The organism is Streptomyces sp. Xyl84, assembly GCF_059731885.1.
Window position 1 is genome coordinate 2,339,161 of the sequence record NZ_AP029182.1, and the last position, 25,277, is coordinate 2,364,437.

Genomic DNA, 25,277 nt, shown 5'->3' on the forward strand with positions numbered 1-25,277 from the left:
GCGGCTTCTTCTTCCGGGTGCCGGACGCCCGGCCCGGGTTCAGGCGGGGCCGGGCGTCCGGAGAGCGGGGACGGTCGCGGGCGGACGCCAAAGGCGTGGGGGACGCGGGAGGCGTGACGCGGGCGAGCGGCCGTGTGCGGGCGGGCCGGCCTGACGGGGCGGCCCTGGCGGTTCAGGGCCGGCGGGCCGGGCCTGGCGGTTCAGGGCCGGCGGGCCACGCCGGACGGTTCGGCGCTGGCGGGCCGGGCCTGCCGGTCGATGCCCGGCGGGTCAGGCCCTGGCGAGTTCCTTCTCGCCGTCCTCCCGCTGTTCCGGCAGGGCGGAGCCGGCCGGGCCGCTGTCGGAGTCGTCGAGCAGGGTGCGCTCGTCGAAGGGCAGGTCACCGGCGAGCACCCGGCGCACCCGGTCCTGGTCGACCTCGCCGGTCCACGTGCCGATCAGCAGGGTGGCGACGGCGTTGCCCGCGAAGTTGGTCAGGGCGCGGGCCTCGCTCATGAAGCGGTCGATGCCGACGATCAGGCCGACGCCGTCGACCAGCGCGGGCTTGTGGGACTGGAGGGCGCCGGCCAGGGTGGCGAGGCCCGCGCCGGTGACGCCCGCGGCGCCCTTGGAGGCGATCATCATGAACAGCAGCAGGGTGATCTGCTGGCCGATGGAGAGCGGCTGGTCCATGGCGTCCGCGATGAACAGCGAGGCCATGGTCAGGTAGATCATGGTGCCGTCGAGGTTGAAGGAGTAGCCGGTCGGCACGGTGATGCCGACGACCGGGCGGCTGACGCCCAGGTGCTCCATCTTGGCGATCAGCCGGGGCAGCGCGGACTCGGACGACGAGGTCGAGAGGATCAGCAGGAACTCGCGGCCCAGGTACTTCAGCAGGTGGAAGATGTTGACGCCGGCCACCAGGCGGGTCATGGCGCCGAGCACCACGATCACGAAGAGCAGACAGGTGGCGTAGAAGCCGAACATGATCGTGGCGAGGGCCTTCAGGGCGTCGATGCCCGTCTCGCCGACGACGGCGGCCATGGCGCCGAAGGCACCGATCGGCGCGGCCCACATGATCATGGAGAGGATGCGGAAGACCAGCCGCTGGATGTGTTCCACCCCGCGCAGCACCGGCTCGCCCTTGCGGCCCATGGCCTGCAGCGCGAACCCGACGAGCAGGGCGACCAGCAGGGTCTGGAGCACCTGGCCCTCGGTGAAGGACGACACCAGGGTGGTCGGGATGATCCCGAGCACGAAGTCGACCGGGCCCTCCTTGGCGGCGTCGGCCTGGGCGTGGCCCACGCCCTTGACCGCCTCGGTGAGGTGCATGCCGCTGCCGGGGTGGACGAGGTTGCCGATCACCAGGCCGATGGCGAGCGCGACGAACGACATCGCGACGAAGTAGCCGAGGGCGAGGCCGCCCACCTTGCCGACCTTCGCCGCCTTGCGCACCGAACCGACGCCGAGCACGATCGTGCAGAAGATGATCGGGGAGATCATCATCTTGATCAGGTTCACGAAGCCGGTGCCGAGCGGCTTCAGCTCCTTGGCGAAGTCCGGCGCGGCGAACCCGACGACGACGCCGAGGACCACCGCGGCGATCACCGCTATGTAGAGGTAGTGGGTGCGGTCCCGCTTGGCTGCGGGGCCGGGCCCGCTGGCGGGTGCGGCAGGTGCCGTATCGGCTGCGCTGGTCACGGCGGCCCTCCTTGACGACGTCGTCGGCATCACCGGCGTGCGGCTCACGTCCGGGGGATTTCGGGGATGCCGTGACTATCTCGTGCCGTGTGAGGGCGGTCACCCTTCCGTTCATTTAGTTCACGCCACCGCTCGGAGGCAGACTGACGGCATGCGCATACCCGCCCTCCCCAGACCACGCAGCCTGGCGGGCCAGCTCTTCGCCATGCAGGCCGTGCTGCTGGCGCTCGTCGTGGCCGGATACGCGCTGTTCACCTTCGTCAGCGACCGCGGTCAGGCGGAGAGCGCGGCCCGCCGCCAGACCACGGCGGTGGCCCGTTCCATCGCCGACTCCCCCTCCGTGCGCTCCGCGATCCACACCGCCGATCCCACCTCCCACCTCCAGCCGTACGCGCTCCAGGTCCAGCGGGACACGGGCGTCGACTTCGTGACGATCATGACCCCGCAGGGCATCCGCTGGACCCACCCGGACCCGGACGAGATCGGCCGCCCCTTCCTCGGCAACATCTCCCGTGCCCAGCGCGGCCGCTCCTTCACCGAGACCTACACCGGCACCCTCGGCCCCTCCGTCCGCGCGGTCACCCCCGTCGAGGAGAACGGCCGCGTCATCGGCCTGGTCAGCGCCGGCATCAAGGTCGAGGCGATCAGCCGGCGGGTCCAGGAGCAGGTCACGGCCCTGTTCGGGGTGGCGGCCGGCATCCTCGCGCTGGGCGCGGTCGCCACGTACGTCATCAACGCGCGGCTGCGCCGGCACACGCACGGCATGAACGCCGACGAGCTGAGCCGGATGCACGACTACCACCAGGCCACCCTGCACGCGGTGCGCGAAGGGCTGCTGATGCTGGACTCGCACCACCGGGTGGCCCTCATCAACGACGGCGGACGGGAACTGCTCGGCGTGGGCGGCGGGGCCGGCGAGGCGGAGCCGGTGGGCAGGCCGGTGACCGAGCTGGGCCTGCCGGCCCCGCTGACGGGCGCCCTGCTGGCCGCCGAACCGCGGGTGGACGAGGTCCACCTCACCGACGCCCGCGTCCTGGTGGTGAACACCTCCCCGGTCTCGGGCGGGCAGCGCCGGGGCACCGTGGTGACCCTGCGCGATGTGACGGAGCTCCAGTCGCTCATGGGCGAGCTGGACTCCGAGCGCGGTTTCACGCAGGCACTGCGGTCGCAGGCCCACGAGGCGGCGAACCGGCTGCACACGGTGGTGTCCCTGATCGAACTGGGCCGTGCCGAGGAGGCGGTGGAGTTCGCCACGGCGGAACTGGAGCTGGCCCAGGCCCTGACCGACCAGGTGGTCGCGGCGGTCGGCGAGCCGGTGCTGGCCGCGCTGCTGCTCGGCAAGACCGCGCAGGCCAACGAGCGGGGCGTGGAGCTGGTGGTGTCCGAGGACAGCGGCCTGGACGACGGACTGCTGCCCCGCTCCCTGCCCTCCCGCGACCTGGTGACGATCCTCGGCAACCTGATCGACAACGCGGTGGACGCGGCCCAGGGCGGCACGCGGGCGCGGGTGACGGTGACGGTGTGCGCGGCGGGCGCCGAACTGCTGCTGCGGGTCGCGGACAGCGGCCCGGGCGTCGACCCGGACCACGCGGACCTGGTCTTCCAGCGCGGCTTCTCGACCAAACCGGCCAAGCCGGCCGGCCGCGGCGGCCGGGGGCTCGGGCTCGCGCTGGCACGGCAGGCGGTGCTGCGGCACCAGGGGACACTGACGGTCACCGACGCGGCGGAGGGCGGCGCGGCCTTCGAGGCGCGGCTGCCGCTGGGCGGCCCCGCGGCCGCCCCCCGGCCCCGCCGGACGCCCGGTACGGCGCACGCCGGCACCGGCAGCAGCGACGGTACGAGGACGGCGGGGCGGAGCACATGACGGACGGCGGCACCGGCGGACGGTCCGAGGAGCAGCCTCGGGATCAAGGCGCGGGGCAGCGGGAGGGACGGCCCATCCGGGTCCTGGTGGTCGAGGACGACCCGGTCGCCGCCGACGCCCACGTGATGTACGTGGGCCGGGTCCCCGGGTTCGTCGCGGTGGGCAAGGCGCACACCGGTGCGCAGGCCCGGCGCGCGCTGGAGCGCACCCCGGTGGACCTGCTCCTGCTCGACCTGCACCTGCCGGACGTGCACGGCCTCCAGCTCGCCCGCTCCCTGCGGGCCGCCGGCCACCACGCGGACGTCATCGCGGTGACCTCGGCACGGGACCTCGCGGTGGTCCGCGAGGGCGTCTCGCTGGGCGTGGTCCAGTACGTCCTCAAACCGTTCACCTTCGCCACCCTGCGCGACCGGCTGGTCCGCTACGCCGAGTTCCACGCGGCGGTCGGTGAGGCCAGCGGCCAGGAAGAGGTCGACCGTGCCCTCGCCGCCCTGCGCGCCCCCGGCCCGGCCGCCCTCCCCAAGGGCCTGAGCGCCCCCACCCTGCAACGGGTGACGGGCGCCCTGCGGGAGGCCGCCGAGGGCCTCACGGCCGCCGGCGTCGCCGAGACGGTCGGCATCTCGCGCATCACGGCCCGCCGCTACCTGGAACACCTGGTGGACACCGGCCGCGCCGCCCGCCGCCCCCTGTACGGCCAGGTGGGCAGGCCGGAACTGGTGTACCGGTGGGGACCGGGGCGGTGAGGCGGGCCCGCCCCGGGCAGGCACGGCCCATGCAGCCGTAGGTTCGTACAACCCGTCATCCTGTGGGAACGGCCCGTAGTCACCGGCGCCGCGGGCTCCTAGCTTGTGCGGGTGCAGCCACCACCCTCCGCCCTCCCGTTCAACTCCCCCGCCGCCCGCCGGATCCGTGCCGCGCTCGGCATGGGGCCCGAGCACGTCGCCCACGGCATGCGGGTCTCCTACGGGCTGCCGTACGTCACCCCCGACCTGGTGGTCGCCTGGGAGCGCGGGGCCGCCTCGCCGTCGGGACCGGAGCTGACCGCGCTGGCGGGGGTGCTGTGGTGCGCGCCGGGCGAGCTGATCGGGCGGCCGCGCAGCCTGCGCGAGCACCGCATCGCCCGCGGTCTGCGGCCGGAGGACGTGGCCCGTGCCGTCGGTCTCGAACCGCCCCGCTACCTGCGGATGGAGGAGCGCGACGACTGGCGCGGCACCGAGCGGCAGTCGGCCGCGCTGGCCGACGTGCTCGCCCTGGCCCTGCCCGACTTCGTCGCCGTCACCGGGCGCGAGGAGCAGCTCGCCGAACTGCTGCGCAGCGCCGTCGGCACCCGCTGGCAGGGCTACGTCCGCCCGGTGGGCAAGGTGGTGCCCCTTCCGCGGCCGCTGCTGGAGAAGGTCCTCCAGCGGTTGCACCAGGACTACCAGGGGCAGATGGTCGCCTCGCTGAGCTGGGGCGGCACCAGCGCGGCCGGGGAGGCGGGCGACGCCGGCCGGGACTTCCTCGACCGGATCGTCGAGCACTTCTGGACGCGGGTCGAGGCGGCCCCGTAGGACGTCCGGGGAGAACGGAAGGCCCGGGGCCGCAGAGCCCGGAGCCGAAGGCCCCGGGCCGCGAAGCCCGGAGCCGGAGGGACGGGAAGGCCGGGCAGGGCGAGGAAGGGCGGGAAGGGCTAGAAGACCGACTCCGCCTCGTCCATGCGGTCCTTGGGCACCGTCTTCAGCTCGGTCACCGCCTCCGCGAGCGGCACCATCACGATGTCGGTGCCGCGCAGCGAGGTCATGTGGCCGAACTCGCCGCGGTGCGCGGCCTCCACCGCGTGCCAGCCGAAGCGGGTGGCGAGGACGCGGTCGTAGGCGGTGGGGACGCCGCCGCGCTGCACGTGGCCGAGGATGACCGGCTTGGCCTCCTTGCCGAGCCGCTTCTCCAGCTCGTACGCCAGGGCCGTGCCGATGCCCTGGAAGCGCTCGTGCCCGAACTTGTCGATGGCGCCCTTGCCGTAGTCCATGCTGCCCTCGGCCGGGTGGGCGCCCTCGGCGACGCAGACCACGGCGAACTTCTTGCCGCGGGCGAAGCGCTCCTCGACCATCTTGACCAGGTCGGCGGGGTCGAAGGGCCGCTCGGGCAGGCAGATGCCGTGGGCGCCGGCGGCCATCCCGGACTCCAGGGCGATCCAGCCCGCGTGCCGGCCCATGACCTCGACGACCATCACCCGCTGGTGGGACTCGGCGGTGGTCTTCAGGCGGTCCATCGCCTCGGTGGCCACGCCGACGGCGGTGTCGAAGCCGAAGGTGCGGTCGGTGGAGGAGATGTCGTTGTCGATCGTCTTCGGCACCCCCACCACCGGCAGCCCGGCGTCCGAGAGCATGCGCGCCGCGGTCAGCGTGCCCTCGCCGCCGATCGGGATGAGCGCGTCGATGCCGAACCGGTGGATCATGTCGGAGGCGTTCTCGCACGCCTCCCGCAGCCGGTTGCGCTCCAGCCGGGACGAGCCGAGGATGGTGCCGCCGCGGGCCAGGATGCCGCTGACCGCGTTGAGGTCCAGCTCGCGGTAGCGGCCGTCGAGCAGGCCGGCGTAACCGTCCTCGAAACCGATGACCTCGTCGCCGTACGTCGTGACCGCCCGGTGCACCACCGACCGGATCACCGCGTTCAGTCCCGGACAGTCGCCGCCTGCCGTGAGAACTCCGATACGCATCGTGCTGTGTCTCCTGCCCACTGTTGACACCGGTGATCCAGTCCGATTGTTTCACGTCCCGGGGGCGGCCACGTCTGGACGGGGGTCCGCGGCCGGCCGCCGGGAGCCCCGGTCTCCTGACGGGCGCCTTATCTAGCGGCGGGGGTATTGTCAAGAGGGTTCCGCTCACCTCGGTGGGCGATTTTTGTCCGCCGTACGCCACCCCGGTACGTCCCCTGTACCTCCAGCGCACCCCCCGCCCGACGAAACGGAGAGCCCGCGTGACCCGCAGCGTGTACGTGACCGGCATCGACCGCGGTGACGGCCGCCAGGTCGTCGAGCTGGGTGTCATGGAGCTGCTGACCCGGCAGGTCGACCGGGTGGGCGTCTTCCGCCCGCTCGTCCACGACGGCCCGGACCGCCTCTTCGAACTGCTGCGCGCCCGCTACCGGCTGACCCAGGACCCGGCCACCGTCTACGGCATGGCCTACCACGAGGCGTCCTCCCTCCAGGCCGAACAGGGCACCGACGAGCTGGTCTCCACCCTCGTCGACCGCTTCCACCGGGTGGCCGGGGACTACGACGTCGTCCTGGTCCTCGGCACCGACTTCGCCGACACCCAGCTCCCCGACGAGCTGTCCCTCAACGCCCGGCTCGCCAACGAGTTCGGCGCCTCCGTGATCCCCGTCGTCGGCGGCCGCAAGCAGAGCGCCGAGTCGGTGCTCGCCGAGACCCGCAACGCCTACCGCGCCTACGACGGCCTGGGCTGCGACGTCCTGGCCATGGTCACCAACCGGGTGGCCCGCGAGGACCGCGACGAGATCGCCGGGCGGCTGACCGGGCGGCTGCCCGTGCCCTGCTTCGTGGTGCCCGACGAGCCGGCCCTGTCCGCGCCGACCGTGGCGCAGATCACCCACGCCCTGGACGGCAGGATCCTGCTGGGCGACGACTCGGGACTGGCCCGCGACGCGCTCGACTTCGTCTTCGGCGGCGCCATGCTGCCCAACCTGCTCAAGGCGCTGACACCGGGCTGCCTGGTCGTCACCCCCGGCGACCGCGCCGACCTGGTGGTCGGCTCGCTCGCCGCGCACAGCGCCGGCACCCCGCCGATCGCCGGCGTCCTGCTCACCCTGGACGAGGAGCCCGGCGAGGAGATCCTCACCCTCGCCGCCCGGCTCGCCCCCGGCACCCCCGTCGTCTCGGTGTCCGGCAACAGCTTCCCCACCGCCGAACGCCTGTTCTCCCTGGAGGGCAAGCTGAACGCGGCCACCCCGCGCAAGGCGGAGACCGCCCTCGGCCTGTTCGAGCGGTACGTCGACACCACCGACCTCAGCAAGCGGGTCTCCGCGCCGAGCAGCGACCGGCTCACCCCCATGATGTTCGAACACAAGCTGCTCGAACAGGCCCGCTCCGACATCCGCCGGGTCGTCCTGCCCGAGGGCACCGAGGAACGCGTGCTGCACGCGGCGGAGGTGCTGCTGCGCCGCGGCGTGTGCGACCTGACGCTGCTCGGGCCGGTCGACACCGTCCGCAAGAAGGCCGCCGATCTCGGCATCGACCTCGGGGACACCCAGCTCATCGACCCGGCCGTCTCCGAGCTGCGCGACGCCTTCGCCGAGCAGTACGCCCGGCTGCGCGCCCACAAGGGCGTCACCGTCGAGCTGGCGTACGACGTCGTCTCCGACGTGAACTACTTCGGCACGCTGATGGTGCAGCAGGGCCTGGCCGACGGCATGGTCTCCGGTTCCGTGCACTCCACGGCCGCCACCATCCGCCCCGCCTTCGAGATCATCAAGACCAAGCCCGAGGCGTCGATCGTCTCCTCCGTCTTCTTCATGTGCCTGGCCGACAAGGTCCTCGTCTACGGCGACTGCGCGGTCAACCCCGACCCCGACGCCGAGCAGCTCGCCGACATCGCCGTCCAGTCGGCGGCCACCGCCGCCCAGTTCGGGGTCGAACCGCGGATCGCGATGCTGTCGTACTCCACCGGCACCTCCGGCACGGGCGCCGACGTGGACAAGGTGCGCGAGGCGACCGACCTGGTCCGGCTGCGCCGCCCGGACCTGATGATCGAGGGCCCGATCCAGTACGACGCGGCCGTGGAGCCGTCGGTCGCCGCGACCAAGCTGCCGGGCTCGGAGGTCGCCGGGCAGGCCAGCGTACTGGTCTTCCCGGACCTGAACACCGGCAACAACACGTACAAGGCCGTGCAGCGCTCGGCCGGCGCGATCGCGGTCGGCCCGGTCCTGCAGGGCCTGCGCAAGCCGGTCAACGACCTGTCCCGCGGCGCCCTGGTCCAGGACATCGTCAACACCGTCGCCATCACCGCGATCCAGGCCCAGGACCAGGCCCGCACCCCGGCCGCCCCCGCCCACTGACGTCGTAGAGAGAATCCTTGAACACCGTGAACGCGACCCGTGTCCTCGTCCTCAACTCCGGCTCCTCGTCGCTGAAGTACCAGCTCCTGGACATGCGCGACGCGAGCCGGCTCGCCGTCGGCCTGGTGGAGCGCATCGGCGAGCAGACCTCCCGGCTCAAGCACACCTGCGTGGCCACCGGTGACACGCGCGAGCAGAACGGCCCGATCGCCGACCACGACGGCGCGCTCAAGGCCGTCGCCGAGGAGCTGGCCAGGGACGGGCTCGGCCTGGACTCCCCCGAGCTGGCCGCGATCGGCCACCGGGTGGTGCACGGCGGCATGTTCTTCACCGAGCCGACCGTCATCGACGACGCCGTGCTCACCGAGATCGAGCGGCTGATTCCGGTGGCGCCGCTGCACAACCCGGCCAACCTCACCGGCATCCGCACCGCCACCGCGCTCCGCCCCGACCTGCCGCAGGTCGCCGTCTTCGACACCGCCTTCCACACCACCATGCCGGAGCCGGCCGCGCGCTACGCCATCGAGCCCAAGCTCGCCGACCGGTTCCGGGTGCGGCGCTACGGCTTCCACGGCACCTCGCACGCCTACGTCTCCCGCAGGACGGCCGAGCTGCTGGGCAAGGCGCCCGAGGACGTCAACGTGATCGTGCTGCACCTGGGCAACGGGGCGTCCGCCTCGGCGGTGCGCGGCGGGCGGTGCGTGGACACCTCCATGGGGCTCACCCCGCTGGAGGGGCTGGTCATGGGCACGCGTTCAGGAGACCTGGACCCGGCGGTCATCTTCCATTTGCAGCGTGTCGGCGGAATGTCCATGGACGAGATCGACACTCTTCTCAACAAGAGGAGCGGTCTGTTCGGCCTCTGCGGCGACAACGACATGCGGGAGATACGGCGCCGGATGGACGAGGGCGACGAGCAGGCGCGGCTCGCCTTCGAGATCTACATCCACCGGCTGAAGAAGTACGTCGGTGCCTATTACGCGGTACTCGGCACCGTGGACGCGGTCGCCTTCACCGCCGGGGTCGGGGAGAACGCGGACTTCGTGCGCGCGGCGGCCCTCGCGGACCTGGAGGGGCTGGGCCTCGCGGTGGACGGCGCGCGGAACGCCGTACGTGCCGACGAGGCGCGGCTGATCTCGCCCGACGGGGCGCGGGTCGCCGTGGCCGTCGTCCCCACGGACGAGGAAATGGAGATCGCCACGCAGACCTACGCCCTTGTCGGAAAGGACGAGTAAGGAGGAGCGGGAGAGGAGCGGGCGAAGACAATCAAGGACAAGCGAGGACAACCGAATTCGACCGGCATCCCCACCGGCACTTCCCGCGGCACTCGACTGAGCGCAGACCCGCCCATTTGTATATTCCACCAGACGGAATATTCCGCAGCGAAACAAACCGATAGGATCGCCCCATGCGCCGTTCGAAAATCGTCTGTACTCTCGGCCCCGCGGTCGACTCCCACGAGCAGCTCGTCGCGCTGATCGAAGCCGGCATGAACGTGGCCCGCTTCAACTTCAGCCACGGCACGCACGCCGAGCACCAGGGCCGGTACGACCGCGTCCGTGCCGCGTCCAAGGAGACCGGCCGGGCCATCGCCGTCCTCGCCGACCTGCAGGGCCCGAAGATCCGGCTGGAGACCTTCGCCGAGGGCCCGGTCGAGCTGGAGCGGGGTGACGAGTTCACGATCACCACCGAGGACGTCCCGGGCGACAAGCAGATCTGCGGCACGACGTACAAGGGGCTGCCGGGTGACGTCTCGCGCGGCGACCAGATCCTGATCAACGACGGCAACGTCGAGCTGAAGGTCCTGGACGTCGAGGGCCCGCGGGTGAAGACGATCGTCATCGAGGGCGGTGTCATCTCCGACCACAAGGGCATCAACCTGCCCGGCGCGGCGGTGAACGTGCCCGCGCTGTCCGACAAGGACGTCGAGGACCTGCGTTTCGCGCTCCGCATGGGCTGCGACATGGTGGCGCTGTCCTTCGTCCGCGACGCCAAGGACGTCGCCGACGTCCACCGCGTCATGGACGAGGAGGGCCGCCGCGTCCCCGTCATCGCCAAGGTGGAGAAGCCGCAGGCGGTCGAGAACATGCAGGACGTCGTGATGGCGTTCGACGGCGTGATGGTGGCCCGCGGTGACCTGGCCGTCGAGTACCCGCTCGAAAAGGTCCCGATGGTGCAGAAGCGCCTGATCGAGCTGTGCCGGCGCAACGCCAAGCCGGTGATCGTGGCGACCCAGATGATGGAGTCGATGATCACCAACTCCCGTCCGACCCGCGCCGAGGCCTCCGACGTCGCCAACGCCATCCTGGACGGCGCCGACGCGGTGATGCTGTCCGCCGAGTCGAGCGTGGGCGCGTACCCGATCGAGACCGTCAAGACGATGTCGAAGATCGTCGTCGCGGCCGAGGAGGAGCTGCTCTCCAAGGGCCTGCAGCCGCTGGTCCCGGGCAAGAAGCCGCGCACGCAGGGCGGCTCGGTGGCCCGTGCCGCCGCCGAGATCGCCGACTTCCTGGGCGGCAAGGGCCTGGTGGCCTTCACCCAGTCCGGCGACACGGCCCGCCGGCTGTCCCGCTACCGCGCGACCCAGCCGATCCTCGCCTTCACCACCGACGAGTCCACCCGCAACCAGCTGGCGCTCAGCTGGGGCGTGGAGTCGCACGTGGTCCCCTTCGTCAACAGCACCGACGAGATGGTCGACCTGGTCGACCAGGAGCTGATCAAGCTCAAGCGGTTCAACGAGGGCGACGTCGTGATCATCACCGCCGGCTCCCCGCCCGGGGTCCCCGGCACCACGAACATGGTCCGCGTCCACCACCTGGGCGGCGGCCAGCGCGACTGACGTCCGCGTCACGCGGGACGTACGGGCTCCGTACACGTTCGAGGGCGCCCTCGCCGGGATCGGCGGGGGCGCCCTCGGTGTGCGGCTCCCGGAACGGGCTCGGTGCGGCGTTCAGACGCCGTCGGTGGTGTAGACGTGCATTCCGGGGATGTTCAGGTTGCCGCCGAACTGGGCCGCCTGGACCACGTGGACCTTGGTGAAGTAGATCAGCGGGATGTCCAGCGGGGGCGGGCTGTCCGGGCTGAACGTGATGGGCAGCAGTCCGAGCAGGTTGCCGGAGATGCTCTCGGTGTACATCACCGTGTCGCCGCCGGTGATCTTGGACATCGATCCCTTGGCCGCCTGCACGTGATACGTCTTGCCGGCCTGCTTGTCCTTCACCGTCTGGTGCAGGTCCCCGATGTCGGTGCCCGCGGATATGACGTACTTCAGGACCTTCTTGACGCTGCCGTTGGCGGTCCTGACCTGGACGACCCCCTTGTAGCTGGCGCTCTTGAGCGTCAGCGAACTGGCGTCCAGGTACCACGGGTCGTCCGCCAGGGGCATCGTGTTGTCGACGCCGCCCTGCGCGTCGGTGGCCGCCGGGCAGTCAGCCGGGTCCGTGCTCGCGCTCGCGGACGGGCTGGGCGAGGAGGTGACCCCGTCGACGGCGTCCCCGGCCTTCTTCGTGGCGTCGTCCACCGTGCCCTTCACGGTGTCCTTGACCGCGCCGGTGGTGTCCTCGGCCGCCTTGGACGCCGCGTCGGTCGCGCCCTTCACGGTGCCGTCGACCGTGTCGGTGACCTTCTTCGTGGTGTCCTTGACGGTGTCGGACGCGGCCTGGCCCAGGTCCTTCTTCGTCCCGTCCGCCGAGGGGGTGGCGGACGGGGACGGGGTGGTGGCCTGGTTGCTGGGCTGCGTGTCCTGCTTGCCGCCGGTCAGGAGGTCGCCGAGGGCGTCACCGAGGCCGCCGAGCAGGCCGCCGTTCTTGGTCGCCGTGGCCGAGGGGGACGGGGACGCGGTGGCGGACGCCGTGGGCTGCGCCTTGTCGTCGGAACCTGAATCCGACGAAGAGGCCGTACCCGAGACGGCGTCGTCCTTCGTGTCCGGCTTGCCGGTGGAGGCGGTGGCCGAGGGAGAGGGCGTGGCGCCCTTGCCGTCCTCCGCCTTGTTCCCCTCCGTGCCCTTGTCCGTCTCCTCGCCCGTCGCCTTGTCCTTGTCCTTCGCGGAGTCGGTGGCGCTCGCGGAGGCGGAAGGGGACGGCGAGGCAGAGGAGTCGTCCTTGGACTTCTCCAGCGCCTCGACACACTTTTTGTAGTCCTCCGGCGACATCGTCTCGGACGACGACGCCGAGGTGTTCGGCGTGTGGTTGGTGTCGGCCAGCGCCAGCGAGGACGTGAAGCCCATCCCCATGAGGACCGCCGTGGGCATCGCCACGGTCGCTATCGCCTTGCCCGCCGGCATGTGGAACCTGGTGAACAGCGGCCTCTTGGGTGCCGCGTGGCGCGGCCCGGTTCTCGCACGGGACTCTTCCACATCAGCCCCGTGGGTCACCTCGTCAGCCGGCACTGTGCCTCCCGTTCGCCCCGTTCGCCGGGCTCGTTCCTGACAGGTCGTTCGACTCCCCCATCGCGCCCGGGCCGTCCGTGTCCTCGGCGTCCTTGGGCGCGGGCGGTACGCCCGGCGCCCAGGAGACGGCCATCGCGCCGCCGACGAGGGCGAACAGGAAGCCCATGATGAAACCGCCGAAATTGGAGACGGGGAGAGACACCAGCCCCAGCAGGATCGACGCGACACCCGCGAAGACCCGGATGTGCTTCTGGAACCAGAGGCTGATGCCGAGGACCACGAGCAGCACGCCGATGATCAGGGACCCCGCGCCCGCGGTGGTGGCCATCGCCATCGTCAGGTGGCCGACCTGGAGATGCGCGTACGGGAAGTACATGATCGGGAAGCCGGCGAGCAAGACGAACAGGCCGGCCCAGAACGGCCGACTGCCCCGCCAGGCACGGAACTGCAGCCTGCGGCGGGTGAACTGGCCGGGCACGGCGGAAGTCTCGGCGCTCATGGAAAACAGCTCCCTGGTGCAGCGTTGCTGTGGGTGGTGGTGCGTTGGAGATGTGGGGGGTGTGTGAGGCCTCCGGCGACCAGTGGCCGAGCGGGGGGCGCCTTCGGCCTCCCCCCGCCCGTCACCGTGTGGCTAGAAGCACTCGGCCTTCGTGCCCTGCGACAGGGACATGTGCAGACCGGACAGGGTGAAGGTCCCGGCCGTGGTCGCCCAAGCCGTCGAGTGCACGCCGAAAAGGTCCGCCTTCGTCGCCTGCTGGGCGAAGCCGAACGGGTTGGCCCGCTCCTTGCCGCCCTTCATACCGATGCCCTTGCCGCCCTTGTCCCGGTCGCCCGTGTCGCCGGCGGCCACACCGATGTCGATGTTGTGGAACTCGGCGTCGGCCTTGAGGTCCGAGACATCCATGTACAGGTTGTCGGCCTTGACCTGGTGGTTCTCGTCCTTGCTGTCACCCGCGTCCAGCCGCAGGGTGATGGACCCGATCACCGGGATGTTCGGCGTGACGACCGACTGGCAGAGCTTCACGATCCTCGCGTCGTCGAACGACGACACCGCCACCGGGCGGTCGACCTTCTGACCCGAGAGCGTGTAACCGGAGTCGATTGCTCCGTACTGCGTGAAGCCGTTGCCGTGCAGCTCGGCGGTCGAGACCTTGAACTCCTGCCCCGACACACTGAACGAAGCGGCCAGCGCGCCCTGGGCCAGGGCCACGCCTATCGCCGCCGTGGCGGCAACGCTGGGCACCATGACCACAGCGAACCGCTTCCATCTGGTCCCGCCACGCACCTGGGACTCCATATTTCCTCCTTCTCGGACGTACATCTCCTGGCCTCGGCCCGCCCCCGACGGGGGCTCGGCCGGGCAGGGATGGGAGAAGTGCTACGTCCTCGGGAAGGAGAGCGCCCGCGCTCGGTGGCGCTCAACGCGCCCGAATCACCGGCGATCACCCCCGAGCGACAACCACTGGTCGCGCCTGACACGCATCACGCACAACCCTGCTGGACAGGCTTCGCCGGACGGCGAAGACCCCCCTGTCCTAGGTCCGGCGCCACTGTCGCCGGCCCTGCTCGGTGGGGACCCACACGTCCCGCGTCCCGGCCGGCTGCCGGGGTACGGGAATGGACCGAGCGTCGCCGATCGTGGTGCATTCTCGCCGCCCGCACAAGGGGGTTCGTTACTCGCTAGTAACGGCCGGATAACCGTCGTTCGACGCACTGATCGCGAACGGCGACAGTGGGTCGCAACAATGGGCAGAACAAAGAGGTTGATCCCCGGACGGAACCGGGCAGACCGAAAGCCTGCATTTACTCGCAGTAACAGCGGCCGCGATTGCCAAGTTTTGGCAAAGCGCGGCCGCTGTGGTGACTCGTCGGCAGATCTTTCACCCGGGCATCACAGGCCCTGGCGTTTAGCGACTGGTCGGCGCCGCGGCCCCCACGGGGGTCAGAACAGGGCCCGTGCCAGCGCCCGGCGCGCCTCGCTCACCCGGGGGTCCTCCGCGCCGACGACCTCGAACAACTCCAGCAGCCTCAGCCGCGCCGCGTCCCGGTCCTCGCCCGCGGTGCGCCGTACGGTGTCGATGAGCCGGCCGAAGGCGTCCTCCACATGACCGCCCACCAGGTCCAGGTCGGCGGCGGAGATCTGCGCCTGCACGTCCGAGGGCTTCTCGGCCGCCTCCTGACGGACCTTCTGCGGGTCGAGGTTCTGCACCCGCTGGAGCAACTCGGCCTGCGCGAGGCCCAGTTTGGCCTCGGGGTGGGCGGGGTCCTCGGCCAGCACGTTCTTGTACGCCTGGACCGCGCCGCCGAGGTCACCGGCGTCCAGCGCCTGCGCCGCCGCGTTGAGCAGCGACTCGTACGGACCGGCGGCCGGGGCCTGTACGGGCGCCTGGCCGCCCGGTACGGCGTCCGGGTCGACGGTGAGGCCGGTCAGGCCGAAGCGCTCCTCGCCGACCTGCACCAACTGGTCCAGGGTCTGGCGGATCTGCGCCTCGCCCGCCGCGCCCTGGAAGAGGGGCAGGGCCTGCCCGGCGACCACCGCGAAGACCGCGGGGATCCCCTGGATCCCGAACTGCTGCATCAGCATCTGGTTGGCGTCGACGTCGATCTTGGCGAGGAGGATGCGCCCGTTGTACTCGACGGCCAGCCGCTCCAGGACCGGGCTCAGCTGCTTGCAGGGCTCGCACCAATCGGCCCAGAAGTCGATGACGACCGGTACCTCGGCGGAGCGCTGCAGGACATCGCGTTCGAAGCCGGCCTCGTCGACGTCGATGACGAGGTCGGCGGGCGACACGGCCCCCGCCCCGCCTTCACGGGCCGCTTGGGCGCGCGCCTGCTCCGCCTTCGCCTTGGCCTCCTGGGCCGCCTTCACCGCGGCGAGGTCGACGACTCCGCTCATGGACATGTTCCGTGGCTGCATGCGTCTATCCTCCCCCGTTCCGCGTGTCTGAGTGAAAACGGCCGGATGAACCGGACCGTGCCGGGTGCCTGGTCCCCACCGGGCGCCGGTTTCTGATGGTCCGTGCTGGGTGCCGGTCATAGGGGATGACCGGGTGTGCCGCGTGCGTGGTGCTCTGGTGGTCGGTGCTCTCGTGGTCGTCGCTCGCACGGGCCACACCCGTGCTTTCGCTACGACCCGTAGCGTAATGGCACCGGGTGCCTCCGCGAAACCGTCTCCCGGTGATCTCCCTCACCACTCCACAGGTCCCACCGGTTTCCCGGCCGGTCAGGGCCGCGAGACGGCCGGTTAGGGTCAGGGGATGCAGAGCCGCACCCCGCCCTCCCGCGCCGGCCGCCCGCGCAGCGCCGCCGCGGACGCGGCCATCCTGGCCGCCACGCGTGCGGCCCTGGTGGAGCTGGGCTGGTCGAAGCTCACCCTGGGAGACGTCGCCACCCGGGCCCGGGTTGCGAAGACGACGCTGTACCGCCGCTGGGCGGGCAAGAACGAGCTGGTCGTCGACGCCGTGGCCGAACTCTTCGACGAGCTGCGGCTGCCCGACCTCGGCAGCCTGGCGGCCGACATCGAGGGCGTGGTCCTGCAGTTCGCGGCGATCCTGGCCCGGCCGGAGGCCAAGAACGGGCTGATGGCCGTCGTCGCCGAGTCGACCCGCGACGACGCGCTGCGCGAGCGGATCCGCGGCTCGATCGTGGAGCGTCAGAAGCGGCTGGTCCTCGAGGGCCGGGCACGGGCGCAGGCCCGCGGCGAACTCCCCCCGGAGACGGACCCGCGGGAAGCCGTCCGCACCGCCGACCTCATCTTCGACGTCGTCGCGGGCGCGGTCGTCCACCGCACCCTGGTCAGCGCGGAACCCGCCGACGAGGAGTGGGTCCGCAGTTTCACCCGCGTGCTGCTGCTGGGGCTGGGCGCCGCGTCCTCGTGAGGGGGCGCCCGCGCGGGCGGGTGAGCGAGCGGCCGACGCCGTGGATGCCCCGGGGCGGGCGCGGGGCGGCACCGGTGGCGGCGGTCTCACCGCGGCGGCGGCGTCCCGTCGCCGCACGCCCTCCTGACCGCCGCCCCGCGCCCGCCGAGCCGCTTCAGAACCCGGCCGGCTCCGTGTACACCCCCCACTCGTCGCGCAGCACCCCGCAGATCTCGCCCAGCGTCGCCTCGGCGCGCACGGCCCGGAGCATCGGCTCGATCATGTTGGCCCCCGACCGCGCCGCGGCCAGCATGGCGTCCAGCGACGCCCGTACCGCCGCGTCGTCGCGCGCGCCGCGGCGCGCGCCGAGCGCCCGCACCTGCTCGCGCTCCACCTCGTGGCTGACCCGAAGGATCTCCAGGTCCCCGGTGACGGAGCCGGTCGCCGTGTTGACGCCGACGACCCGCTTGTCGCCCTTCTCCAGCGCCTGCTGGTAGCGGAACGCCGACTCGGCGATCTCGCCCGTGAACCAGCCGTCCTCGATGCCCCGCAGGATGCCGGAGGTGACCGGCCCGATCGGGTGCCTGCCGTCGGGGTGGGCGCGCAGACCGCGCTCCTTGATCTGGTCGAAGATCTTCTCGGCGTCCGCCTCGATCCGGTCCGTCAGCTGCTCGACGTACCAGGAACCGCCCAGCGGGTCGGCGACGTTGGCGACGCCGGTCTCCTCCATCAGCACCTGCTGGGTGCGCAGCGCGATCTCGGCGGCCTGCTCGCTGGGCAGCGCGAGGGTCTCGTCCAGGGCGTTGGTGTGCAGGGAGTTGGTGCCGCCGAGCACGGCCGCGAGCGCCTCGACGGCGGTGCGCACGACGTTGTTGTACGGCTGCTGGGCGGTGAGCGAGACACCGGCGGTCTGGGTGTGGAAGCGCAGCCACTGCGCCTTGTCGGTCCGCGCGCCGTACACGTCGCGCATCCAGCGGGCCCAGATGCGGCGGGCCGCGCGGAACTTGGCGATCTCCTCGAAGAAGTCGACGTGCGCGTCGAAGAAGAAGGACAGGCCGGGCGCGAAGACGTCCACGTCGAGGCCGCGGCTGAGGCCCAGCTCGACGTAGCCGAAGCCGTCCGCGAGGGTGTACGCCAGCTCCTGCGCGGCCGTCGCCCCGGCCTCGCGGATGTGGTAGCCGGAGACGGACAGCGGCTTGTAGGCGGGGATGTTCGAGGCGCAGTGCTCCATCAGGTCACCGATGAGGCGCAGGTGCGGCTCGGGCTGGAAGAGCCACTCCTTCTGGGCGATGTACTCCTTGAAGATGTCCGTCTGGAGGGTTCCGTTGAGGACGGCGGGGTCCACGCCCTGGCGCTCGGCGGCGACCAGGTACATGCAGAAGACGGGCACCGCGGGCCCGCTGATCGTCATCGAGGTGGTGACGTCGCCGAGCGGGATGTCCTTGAACAGGACCTCCATGTCGGCGGCGGAGTCGATGGCCACCCCGCAGTGGCCGACCTCGCCGAGCGAGCGCGGGTCGTCGGAGTCGCGGCCCATGAGCGTGGGCATGTCGAAGGCGACCGAGAGACCGCCGCCGCCCGCGGCGAGGATCATCTTGTAGCGCTCGTTGGTCTGCTCGGCGTTGCCGAACCCGGCGAACTGGCGGATGGTCCAGGTCCGCCCGCGGTAGCCGGTCGGGTACAGCCCGCGGGTGAAGGGGTACTCGCCGGGCCAGCCGATCCGCTCGAAGCCCTCGTACTCGTCCCCCGGCCGGGGCCCGTACACCGGCTCCACGGGGTCGCCGGAGAGCGTGGTGAAGTCAGCATCGCGCTTGCGCGCGGCGTCGTACCGGGCCTGCCAGCGTCGGCGGCCCTCTGCGATGGCGTCAGCGTCCATGCTCCAAATTTACTAGGACGTCCTAGTAAAAGTCGACGGCTGACCGCCGTACGCGTGCGGTACGGCGGTGCGGTTACGCCTCGGCGACCGCCGGAGCGCGGTCGGTGACCTTCGCCTCCAGCTCGCGGCTGATCCTGCGCTCGACGAAGAAGGCGGCGGTGGGCACGGTCCCGGCGAGCAGCACCCACAGCTGCTTGGCCACCGGCCACTTCGCCTTGGAGCCCAGGTCGAAGGCGACGACCAGGTAGATCACGTACAGCCAGCCGTGCGCGATACCGATGACGGTGGTGAACTTCGCCGCGCCGTCGATCTGGAGGCCGTACTTGGCGATGACGCCGAGGGTCAGCAGGACCAGCAGCACGCCGGTGACGTAGGCCATGACGCGGTAGCGGGTCAGCACGCTCTTCTTCATGGAGTCGAGCGTAACCGTCCGTTCCGGGAGATCTTGCCCGGGGTCGCACCGCCCGCGGCCGGGGCGTCAGCCCTCGTCGAAGTCGCGCGCGGCCACGCGCAGGGGCCGCAGCATGGCGAAGATCTCCGCGCACTCCTCGGCGTCGTAGGCGCCCAGGCCGAAGTCCATCGCCATCAGGTCGCGGGTGGCCGACTCGACCACCTCGCGGCCCTTGTCGGTGATGACGGCGAGGGTGCCGCGGCCGTCGTTGGGGTTGGGGCGCTTGGCGACCAGGCCGGACCTGACCAGGCGGTCCACGGTGTTCGTGACGGACGTGGGGTGCACCATGAGCCGCTCACCGATCTTGGACATCGGCAGTTCGCCGGCCTTGGAGAAGGTGAGCAGCACCAGCGCCTCGTAGCGCGCGAACGTCAGCCCGTACGGCTTGACCACCGCGTCGACCTCGGCCAGCAGGATCTGGTGCGCGCGCATGATGGAGGTGATCGCCGCCATGGACGGCACGTTTCCCCACCGCTGCTTCCAGAGGTCGTCGGCGCGTGCGATGGGGTCGAAGGGGAGACTGAGGGGCTTCGGCACGGCACCAGACCCTACCCGCCGGTCATATCGTGGTCAGCCCCGTCTCGCCTTTCGGTCCGGGCGGTCCGCGCGGGACCCCGCGGGGCGGTCCGTACGGGCCTTCGGGGCGGCCTGCGCGGGAGCCGTGGTGCGCCGGGCGGCGCCGGCCAGCAGCAGGCAGGCCACCGTGCCCAGGGCCCCCGCCCCCGCGACCGTCGCACGCACCCCGGCGAACTCGGCCGCGACCCCCGCCAGGGCCATGCCCACGCCCTGGACGGTCATGAGCCCGGCGGTGAGCAGGGTCATCGCGCGCCCGCGCAGCTCCTCGGGGACGGCGGCGACGAACCACTGGTCCAGGCCCAGCGTGTACGCCGACCCGGCGCCGGAGACCAGGAGCAGGAGCAGGGAGAGCGCGAGGCCGGGGTGGAGGGCGTAGCCGAGGTAGGGCAGCAGCGCGAGGCCGACCAGCGGGAGCGCGATGCGTTCGCGGGCCGCGGGCACCAGCCGCGAGCCCGCGTACAGCTCGCCGGCCACGGTGCCGACGGGCAGCGCGCACATCAGCAGGCCGAGCCCGGTGGATCCGGTGCCGAGCGCCGCGGCGTACGGGGCCGCCAGGGCCTCGGGCACCACCGAGAACGCGGGCGGCACCCAGAAGAGCAGGAGCAGGACGCGAATCCTGCGGTCGGCGAGCACCCGCCGGGCCCCGCGCAGCGAGTCGCCCACCAGGGCACCGGGCTGCCCGGTGCGCGCGGTGCGGTGCCGGGTGCCGAGGCGGAGCAGTGCGGCGGAGGCCAGGAAGGTGCCCACGGTGACCAGCAGCGCGTGCCGGGGGCTGACCACGGTGAGCAGCAGGCCGCCGAGGCCGTAGCCGACGAGCAGCGCGCTCTGCGAGACGATCCGCAGCAGGGAGCGGCCCAGGACGAACAGGTCGCCGTCGCCGAGGATGTCGGCGAGGGTCGCCATGCGCGTGCCCTGGAACACCGGTGAGACGACGGCGAGGGCGCATCGCAGTGCGAGCAGGACGCCGATGTGCGCCCCGGGCGCGACCATGGGCGCCACGCACGCCGCGCACACCAGGTCGCACGTCACGAGGACCCGGCGGGCCGGGAAGCGGTCGGCGAGCCCGGCCAGGAGCGTGCCGCCGACGACGTACGGCAGGAAGCCGAGCGCGAAGGTGAGGGCGCTGAGCAGGGGCGAGCCGGTGAGGTCGTAGACGAGGACGGACAGGGCGATCTCGCTGACGATGACGCCGAGCAGGGAGAGGGCGTGCGCGGCGAAGACGGCGCGGAACTCGGGGACGGCGAAGACCTGGGTGTAGCGCTGGGACATGCACGGCAGCGTGCGGCCGCACCGCCGTGGACCCTAGTCTTTCGGCTCAGACCGAATCTTCCTCTCCTGGGGTGTGCGCATGCCGTTCCGTCTGCGTTTCGGCGACGACGACCTGCTGCGGTGCCGGTTCGCGCTGTCACCGCTGTGGGAGACGCAGGAGGCGGTGCGGACGCTGGGGCGGCCGGACCGGCACGGCTACCACCCGCAGTGGCTGCGGCGCATCCGGGAGGCGGCCCGCGGGCTGGACCTGGCGCCGCTGTGGCTGCTCATGCCGCGGCGCGGGCACAGCCCGGACTTCCTGGGGCCGCCGCCGCTGGGTCCCGCGGCGACGTTCGAGGAGGAGATCGCCGCGGTGCGGGCGGCCGATCCGGTGGCGGCCCGGGAGGACCTGGAGCGGGCCCTGGCGGACACGCCAGGCGCGCTGGCGTCGGCGGCCGGCCGGGCGCTGCTGGCCGATCCGGAGCGGGCGGTGCGGGAGCTGGCGGACCTGCTGGAAGCCGCGTGGCGGGTGCTGGTGGAGCCGGAGTGGCCGCGGCTGCGGGCGCTGCTGGAGGCCGACATCGCCTTCCACTCGCGGCGGCTGGCCGAGGTCGGGCTGGAGGTGCTGCTGCCCGAGCTGGACCGCCGGCTGTCCTGGGACGGGCGGACGCTGACCGTGGACTGGCACGGCGAGCACGGCCGCGATCTGGCCGGGCAGGGGCTGGTGCTGCTGCCGAGCGTGTTCTCCTGGCCGGAGGTGATCAGCGGCTTCGAACCTCCGTGGCAGCCGACGCTGGCGTATCCGGCGCGGGGCCTGGCGGGGCTGTGGACCGAGCCGGGCACGGCGGGGACACAGGCGCTGGTACGGCTGCTGGGGCGGGGGCGGGCGGCGGTGCTGGGCGCGCTGACCGACCCGGCGACGACGTCGGACCTGGCGCACCGGCTCGGGCTGGCCCCGTCGTCGGTGTCCGCGCATCTGACGGTGCTGCGGGACGCGGGGCTGCTCACGGCACGGCGGTACGGGCACCGGGTGCTGTACGAGCGGACACCGCTGGGGATGGCACTGGCGGCGTCCGGGGGTGAGGCGCGGTGAGCGGGCCGGGGACGCGGGGGCGGCGCGCCGGGCCCGCGGCGACGGGCTGAGGCCCGGGCGCGGCGCGGTCCCAGCGGAGGGCTGGGCTGGGCTGGGCCACGGTGGCGGGCGTCGCACGGGCGCAGCGGCGGGCGGACGGCGGGGACGGGCACGGCGGCGGTCAGGGACGCCGGCGTGGCCCGGGGCGGTCTCACGGGTGGTGCGTGACCGCCCCGGACTCGGTGCGGGGTGCCGGCGGGGGCTACTCCCCGGCCAGGTGCCGTTCGACCGTCTCCACCTTTGAGGTGAGGCCGTCCGTCACGCCGGGGCGGATGTCCGCCTTGAGGACGAGGGAGACGCGGGGAGCGCGGGCCTCCACCGCGGCGACGGCGCGCCGGACCACGTCCATCACCTCGTCCCACTCCCCCTCGATCGAGGTGAACATGGCGTCGGTGCGGTGCGGCAGGCCGGACGCGCGGACGACGCGGACGGCGTCGGCGACGTACTCGCCCACGTCCTCGCCGACGCCCAGCGGGGTCACGGAGAAGGCGACGATCACGCGTTCACCACTCCCTCGCGGCGGGCGCGGGAGGCGATGACCGCGTCCTCGGCCTCGCGCTTGAGCTTGCGCTCGGCGAAGAAGCCGCCGGTGGGCAGGACCGACAGGACGAAGTAGAGGGCGGCGGTCTTCAGCGGCCACTTGGTGCGGTTCCAGGCGTCGGCCCAGAAGATCACGTAGAGGACGAAGAGGACGCCGTGGATCGAGCCCATCGCGGGGACCGCGTTGAAGTCGGTCGTCCGCTTCAGGACCGAGCAGACCAGCAGGAGGATGAAGCTCACCGCCTCGGGGGCGGAGACCAGGCGGAGGCGGCGGAGGGCGGTGGCGGTCTTGATGTCCACAGGTCACCTTCGGTGGGAGAGACACGGGAGCTGCGGCCGGGTTTGTGAACGCAGGCACAAAGTTTCGTCCATTGTGGCAAACCTCCGGGGGCGGACAGCCCCTAGGGGGCCGCTCAGGGGCCGTCTCCACCCGTGGGACCTGTCTTCTCCTCCCCCTTCGCCGCTACCTTCTGTGCGTGGCGATGTTCCGACTGCAAGGCAGCAAGGTGCTCGCCGTCGACATGACCGGGGACGCCGTGAAGGCGAAGAACGGCTCGATGGTCGCGTACGACGGGCAGATGGCCTTCAAGAAGCTGACAGGTGGCGGTGAGGGCCTGCGCGGGATGGTGACGCGGCGGCTCACCGGTGAGCAGATGACCGTGATGGAGGTGCGGGGGCAGGGGACCTGCTGGTTCGCGGACCGGGCGTCCGAGATCAATCTCGTCCGGCTCCAGGGGGAGAAGCTGTACGTGGAGTCGAGCAACCTGCTCGCGACCGACGCCGCCCTGAGAACGGGGACGACGTTCACCGGGCTGCGCGGCGCCTCGCAGGGCAACGGGCTGTTCACGACCACCGTCGAGGGCCACGGCCAGGCGGCGATCATGTCGGACGGGCCGGCCGTGGTGCTGCGGGTGAGCGCCCAGTACCCGCTGACCGTCGACCCCGGCGCGTACATCGCGCACCAGGGGAACCTGCGGCAGACGTTCCAGTCCGGCGTGACCTTCCGCACCTTCCTCGGCGAGGGCGGCGGGGAGGCCTTCCAGATCCGCTTCGAGGGGGACGGCCTGGTGTACGTGCAGCCGAGCGAGCGGAACACGATCGCGGGGGACGTGTGAGATGACCTTCCGTGAGATCAACTCGAAGATGGTCGAGGCCACCGTGGTGCCGGGGCAGCGGCTGTTCAGTCAGCGGGGCGCGATGCTGGCGTACCGGGGCGACGTCTCGTTCACCCCGAACATCCAGGGCGGTCAGGGCGGCCTGATGTCCATGATCGGGCGCAGGGTGGCGGGCGAGGCGACGCCCCTGATGACCGTGGAGGGCAGCGGCACGGTCTTCTTCGGGCACGGCGGGCACCACGTCCAGGTGATCGGCCTGTCCGGCGACACGCTGTACGTGGAGGCGGACCGCCTGCTCGCCTTCGAGGGCACCCTCCAGCAGGGCACGATGTTCATGGGCTCGCAGGGCGGGGTCATGGGCATGGTGCGCGGTCAGGTGACGGGCCAGGGACTGTTCACGACCACGCTGAAGGGGCACGGCGCGGTGGCGGTCATGGCGCACGGCGGGGTCCTGGAGATCCCGATCACCCCGCAGCGCCCGGTCCACGTGGACCCGCAGGCCTACGTCGCCCACCACGGCGAGGTCCGCAACAAGCTGTCGGCCGCGCTGGGCTGGCGGGACATGGTGGGGCGGGGGTCCGGGGAGGCGTTCCAGCTGGAGCTGAGCGGCAGCGGCATGGTCTACGTCCAGGCGTCGGAGGAGAAGCTGTGAGCGCGTACGGAACGCCCGGCGCCGGGCCCGTGGTGTACGACCCGATGACCCTGCCGGCCGACGACAACGTCAACCACTACACCTTCTGCGTGGAGCTGAAGGGAAGTCAGTGGTTCCTCCAGAAGGGGAAGATGATCGCCTATTACGGGGCGATCGAGTTCAATGGCTTCGGGCACGGGCGGCTGGACCGCCTGGTGCGGACGTCGTTCCATTCGCCTCTGCACGCCGCGGACTGGGTGGTGGCGGAGGGCTCGGGCAAGATGCTCCTCGCCGACCGGGCCTTCGACGTCAACTCCTTCGACCTGGACGACGGCAACCTGACCATTCGCTCGGGCAACCTGCTTGCTTTTCAGCCAAGTCTCGCGCTGAAGCAGTCGATCGTGCCGGGCTTCCTGACGCTGATCGGGACCGGAAAGTTCGTGGCCGCGTCGAACGGGCCGGTGGTCTTCATGGAACCCCCGATCCGGGTGGACCCGCAGGCACTCGTCGGCTGGGCCGACTGCCCCTCGCCGTGCCACCACTACGACCACGGGTACATGACCGGCGTCCTGGGCGGTCTACGTGCGATGACGGGGCTCGGCGGCGCCTCCGGGGAGGAGCACCAGTTCGAGTTCGTCGGGGCCGGGACGGTGCTGCTCCAGTCGTCGGAGGCCCTGATGGCGGAGCAGGCCGTGGGAGCCCCGCCGAACGAGCCCGGGGTGCCCGGCGGGGCGGGCCCGGCAGGGCCGGGACAGCAGGCCGGCGCACCGCGCCTTCCCGGACAGCTCGGAGACCTCCAGCGTCGCTTCGGGCTGTGAGCGGTAGTCTGCGGAGTGTGACGGCTCGAACGCGTGCGCGCCGTCACACC

Annotated in this window: 23 protein-coding genes; 11 read left to right on the plus strand and 12 right to left on the minus strand. The window is 71.8% G+C overall.

Features of this window, described 5'->3' with window-relative positions; genetic code table 11:
• Positions 1-270: 270 nt before the first annotated feature.
• Complete coding sequence (locus tag AC6I72_RS09900; protein ID WP_498004637.1) at positions 271-1,710, minus strand: cation:dicarboxylate symporter family transporter; 1,440 nt, start codon at positions 1,708-1,710, stop codon at positions 271-273.
• A gap of 121 nt (positions 1,711-1,831) precedes the next feature.
• On the opposite strand from AC6I72_RS09900, the gene AC6I72_RS09905 reads away from it, so the two are divergent.
• The 3 genes from AC6I72_RS09905 to AC6I72_RS09915 all read left to right on the plus strand — a co-directional run bounded on the left by AC6I72_RS09905 (position 1,832) and on the right by AC6I72_RS09915 (position 5,094).
• Positions 1,832-3,544, plus strand: a complete 1,713-nt coding sequence (locus AC6I72_RS09905) for an ATP-binding protein (protein WP_498000460.1) — start codon at positions 1,832-1,834, stop codon at positions 3,542-3,544.
• A gap of 125 nt (positions 3,545-3,669) precedes the next feature.
• Positions 3,670-4,287, plus strand: a complete 618-nt coding sequence (locus tag AC6I72_RS09910; protein ID WP_498004638.1) for a response regulator — start codon at positions 3,670-3,672, stop codon at positions 4,285-4,287.
• 105 nt (positions 4,288-4,392) lie between these two features.
• A complete protein-coding gene (locus AC6I72_RS09915) occupies positions 4,393-5,094 on the plus strand; it encodes a helix-turn-helix domain-containing protein (RefSeq protein ID WP_498000461.1) in 702 nt (233 codons plus the stop codon).
• Positions 5,095-5,213: 119 nt separating this feature from the next.
• Here AC6I72_RS09915 and AC6I72_RS09920 read toward each other — a convergent pair whose 3' ends face one another.
• Positions 5,214-6,239: an ATP-dependent 6-phosphofructokinase gene (locus tag AC6I72_RS09920; protein ID WP_498000462.1), complete on the minus strand. Its 1,026-nt coding sequence runs from the start codon at positions 6,237-6,239 to the stop codon at positions 5,214-5,216.
• A gap of 260 nt (positions 6,240-6,499) precedes the next feature.
• On the opposite strand from AC6I72_RS09920, the gene pta reads away from it, so the two are divergent.
• The 3 genes from pta to pyk all read left to right on the plus strand — a co-directional run bounded on the left by pta (position 6,500) and on the right by pyk (position 11,435).
• The gene (pta, locus tag AC6I72_RS09925; protein ID WP_498000463.1) at positions 6,500-8,596 is read left to right on the plus strand and encodes a phosphate acetyltransferase; all 2,097 of its coding nucleotides are present in this window, start codon (positions 6,500-6,502) and stop codon (positions 8,594-8,596) included.
• A gap of 26 nt (positions 8,597-8,622) precedes the next feature.
• Entirely contained in the window at positions 8,623-9,831 is a 1,209-nt protein-coding gene (locus tag AC6I72_RS09930; RefSeq protein ID WP_498000464.1) for an acetate kinase, read from the plus strand.
• A 173-nt stretch (positions 9,832-10,004) separates the two neighbouring features.
• Positions 10,005-11,435 carry a pyruvate kinase gene (gene pyk / locus AC6I72_RS09935; protein WP_366724797.1) on the plus strand — a complete coding sequence of 477 codons (1,431 nt, stop codon included), beginning with the start codon at positions 10,005-10,007 and terminating at the stop codon, positions 11,433-11,435.
• 111 nt (positions 11,436-11,546) lie between these two features.
• On the opposite strand, the gene AC6I72_RS09940 is transcribed toward pyk, so the two are convergent.
• The 4 genes from AC6I72_RS09940 to AC6I72_RS09955 all read right to left on the minus strand — a co-directional run bounded on the left by AC6I72_RS09940 (position 11,547) and on the right by AC6I72_RS09955 (position 15,900).
• On the minus strand, positions 11,547-12,983 hold the full coding sequence (locus tag AC6I72_RS09940; protein WP_498000465.1) for a hypothetical protein: 1,437 nt from the start codon (positions 12,981-12,983) through the stop codon (positions 11,547-11,549).
• Entirely contained in the window at positions 12,973-13,482 is a 510-nt protein-coding gene (locus AC6I72_RS09945; protein WP_498000466.1) for a DUF6114 domain-containing protein, read from the minus strand. Before AC6I72_RS09945 ends, AC6I72_RS09940 begins: the two co-directional genes overlap by 11 nt.
• A 132-nt stretch (positions 13,483-13,614) precedes the next feature.
• Positions 13,615-14,280, minus strand: a complete 666-nt coding sequence (locus AC6I72_RS09950; protein WP_498000467.1) for a DUF6230 family protein — start codon at positions 14,278-14,280, stop codon at positions 13,615-13,617.
• 645 nt (positions 14,281-14,925) lie between these two features.
• Entirely contained in the window at positions 14,926-15,900 is a 975-nt protein-coding gene (locus AC6I72_RS09955; RefSeq protein ID WP_498000468.1) for a tetratricopeptide repeat protein, read from the minus strand.
• Between the two features lie 340 nt (positions 15,901-16,240).
• On the opposite strand from AC6I72_RS09955, the gene AC6I72_RS09960 reads away from it, so the two are divergent.
• Positions 16,241-16,861, plus strand: coding sequence for a TetR/AcrR family transcriptional regulator (locus AC6I72_RS09960; protein ID WP_498000469.1), 621 nt, complete (start codon positions 16,241-16,243; stop codon positions 16,859-16,861).
• A gap of 154 nt (positions 16,862-17,015) precedes the next feature.
• On the opposite strand, the gene icmA is transcribed toward AC6I72_RS09960, so the two are convergent.
• The 4 genes from icmA to AC6I72_RS09980 all read right to left on the minus strand — a co-directional run bounded on the left by icmA (position 17,016) and on the right by AC6I72_RS09980 (position 21,012).
• Positions 17,016-18,716: a coenzyme B12-dependent isobutyryl-CoA mutase large subunit gene (gene icmA / locus AC6I72_RS09965; RefSeq protein ID WP_498000470.1), complete on the minus strand. Its 1,701-nt coding sequence runs from the start codon at positions 18,714-18,716 to the stop codon at positions 17,016-17,018.
• 73 nt (positions 18,717-18,789) lie between these two features.
• Positions 18,790-19,128 (minus strand): DUF3817 domain-containing protein, encoded by a 339-nt coding sequence (locus tag AC6I72_RS09970; RefSeq protein ID WP_037851732.1) that lies wholly within the window; start codon positions 19,126-19,128, stop codon positions 18,790-18,792.
• A gap of 66 nt (positions 19,129-19,194) precedes the next feature.
• Positions 19,195-19,704, minus strand: coding sequence for a MarR family winged helix-turn-helix transcriptional regulator (locus tag AC6I72_RS09975; protein ID WP_498000471.1), 510 nt, complete (start codon positions 19,702-19,704; stop codon positions 19,195-19,197).
• Between the two features lie 33 nt (positions 19,705-19,737).
• Entirely contained in the window at positions 19,738-21,012 is a 1,275-nt protein-coding gene (locus AC6I72_RS09980) for an MFS transporter (RefSeq protein ID WP_498000472.1), read from the minus strand.
• A 79-nt stretch (positions 21,013-21,091) separates the two neighbouring features.
• Here AC6I72_RS09980 and AC6I72_RS09985 point away from each other — a divergent pair, with 79 nt between their 5' ends.
• The gene (locus AC6I72_RS09985; RefSeq protein ID WP_498000473.1) at positions 21,092-22,084 is read left to right on the plus strand and encodes an ArsR/SmtB family transcription factor; all 993 of its coding nucleotides are present in this window, start codon (positions 21,092-21,094) and stop codon (positions 22,082-22,084) included.
• A gap of 241 nt (positions 22,085-22,325) precedes the next feature.
• Here AC6I72_RS09985 and AC6I72_RS09990 read toward each other — a convergent pair whose 3' ends face one another.
• Positions 22,326-22,622 carry an MTH1187 family thiamine-binding protein gene (locus tag AC6I72_RS09990; RefSeq protein ID WP_037851736.1) on the minus strand — a complete coding sequence of 99 codons (297 nt, stop codon included), beginning with the start codon at positions 22,620-22,622 and terminating at the stop codon, positions 22,326-22,328.
• A complete protein-coding gene (locus tag AC6I72_RS09995; RefSeq protein ID WP_360969235.1) occupies positions 22,619-22,963 on the minus strand; it encodes a DUF3817 domain-containing protein in 345 nt (114 codons plus the stop codon). The genes AC6I72_RS09990 and AC6I72_RS09995 overlap by 4 nt, the downstream gene beginning before the upstream one ends.
• A gap of 182 nt (positions 22,964-23,145) precedes the next feature.
• Between AC6I72_RS09995 and AC6I72_RS10000 the strand changes: the two genes are divergently transcribed.
• From AC6I72_RS10000 to AC6I72_RS10010, 3 genes are read left to right on the plus strand one after another with little or no spacing between them, the layout of a single operon-like run.
• The gene (locus AC6I72_RS10000) at positions 23,146-23,778 is read left to right on the plus strand and encodes an AIM24 family protein (RefSeq protein WP_037851741.1); all 633 of its coding nucleotides are present in this window, start codon (positions 23,146-23,148) and stop codon (positions 23,776-23,778) included.
• Position 23,779: 1 nt separating this feature from the next.
• Positions 23,780-24,430 carry an AIM24 family protein gene (locus tag AC6I72_RS10005; RefSeq protein WP_366724807.1) on the plus strand — a complete coding sequence of 217 codons (651 nt, stop codon included), beginning with the start codon at positions 23,780-23,782 and terminating at the stop codon, positions 24,428-24,430.
• Positions 24,427-25,227 (plus strand): AIM24 family protein, encoded by an 801-nt coding sequence (locus tag AC6I72_RS10010; protein WP_498000474.1) that lies wholly within the window; start codon positions 24,427-24,429, stop codon positions 25,225-25,227. The genes AC6I72_RS10005 and AC6I72_RS10010 overlap by 4 nt, the downstream gene beginning before the upstream one ends.
• Positions 25,228-25,277 lie beyond the last annotated feature (50 nt).

Excerpts from the sequence above, each read along its gene's own strand:
- AC6I72_RS09950 (WP_498000467.1), bottom strand. The coding sequence starts at position 14,280 with ATGGAGTCCCAGGTGCGTGGCGGGACCAGATGGAAGCGGTTCGCTGTG.
- AC6I72_RS09900 (WP_498004637.1), bottom strand. The coding sequence starts at position 1,710 with ATGCCGACGACGTCGTCAAGGAGGGCCGCCGTGACCAGCGCAGCCGAT.
- AC6I72_RS10000 (WP_037851741.1), top strand. The coding sequence starts at position 23,146 with ATGTTCCGACTGCAAGGCAGCAAGGTGCTCGCCGTCGACATGACCGGG.
- AC6I72_RS10005 (WP_366724807.1), top strand. The coding sequence starts at position 23,780 with ATGACCTTCCGTGAGATCAACTCGAAGATGGTCGAGGCCACCGTGGTG.
- AC6I72_RS09970 (WP_037851732.1), bottom strand. The coding sequence starts at position 19,128 with ATGAAGAAGAGCGTGCTGACCCGCTACCGCGTCATGGCCTACGTCACC.
- AC6I72_RS09920 (WP_498000462.1), bottom strand. The coding sequence starts at position 6,239 with ATGCGTATCGGAGTTCTCACGGCAGGCGGCGACTGTCCGGGACTGAAC.
- AC6I72_RS09985 (WP_498000473.1), top strand. The coding sequence starts at position 21,092 with ATGCCGTTCCGTCTGCGTTTCGGCGACGACGACCTGCTGCGGTGCCGG.
- AC6I72_RS09955 (WP_498000468.1), bottom strand. The coding sequence starts at position 15,900 with ATGCAGCCACGGAACATGTCCATGAGCGGAGTCGTCGACCTCGCCGCG.
- AC6I72_RS09910 (WP_498004638.1), top strand. The coding sequence starts at position 3,670 with ATGTACGTGGGCCGGGTCCCCGGGTTCGTCGCGGTGGGCAAGGCGCAC.
- AC6I72_RS09960 (WP_498000469.1), top strand. The coding sequence starts at position 16,241 with ATGCAGAGCCGCACCCCGCCCTCCCGCGCCGGCCGCCCGCGCAGCGCC.
- AC6I72_RS09945 (WP_498000466.1), bottom strand. The coding sequence starts at position 13,482 with ATGAGCGCCGAGACTTCCGCCGTGCCCGGCCAGTTCACCCGCCGCAGG.
- AC6I72_RS09905 (WP_498000460.1), top strand. The coding sequence starts at position 1,832 with ATGCGCATACCCGCCCTCCCCAGACCACGCAGCCTGGCGGGCCAGCTC.
- AC6I72_RS09980 (WP_498000472.1), bottom strand. The coding sequence starts at position 21,012 with ATGTCCCAGCGCTACACCCAGGTCTTCGCCGTCCCCGAGTTCCGCGCC.
- pyk (WP_366724797.1), top strand. The coding sequence starts at position 10,005 with ATGCGCCGTTCGAAAATCGTCTGTACTCTCGGCCCCGCGGTCGACTCC.
- icmA (WP_498000470.1), bottom strand. The coding sequence starts at position 18,716 with ATGGACGCTGACGCCATCGCAGAGGGCCGCCGACGCTGGCAGGCCCGG.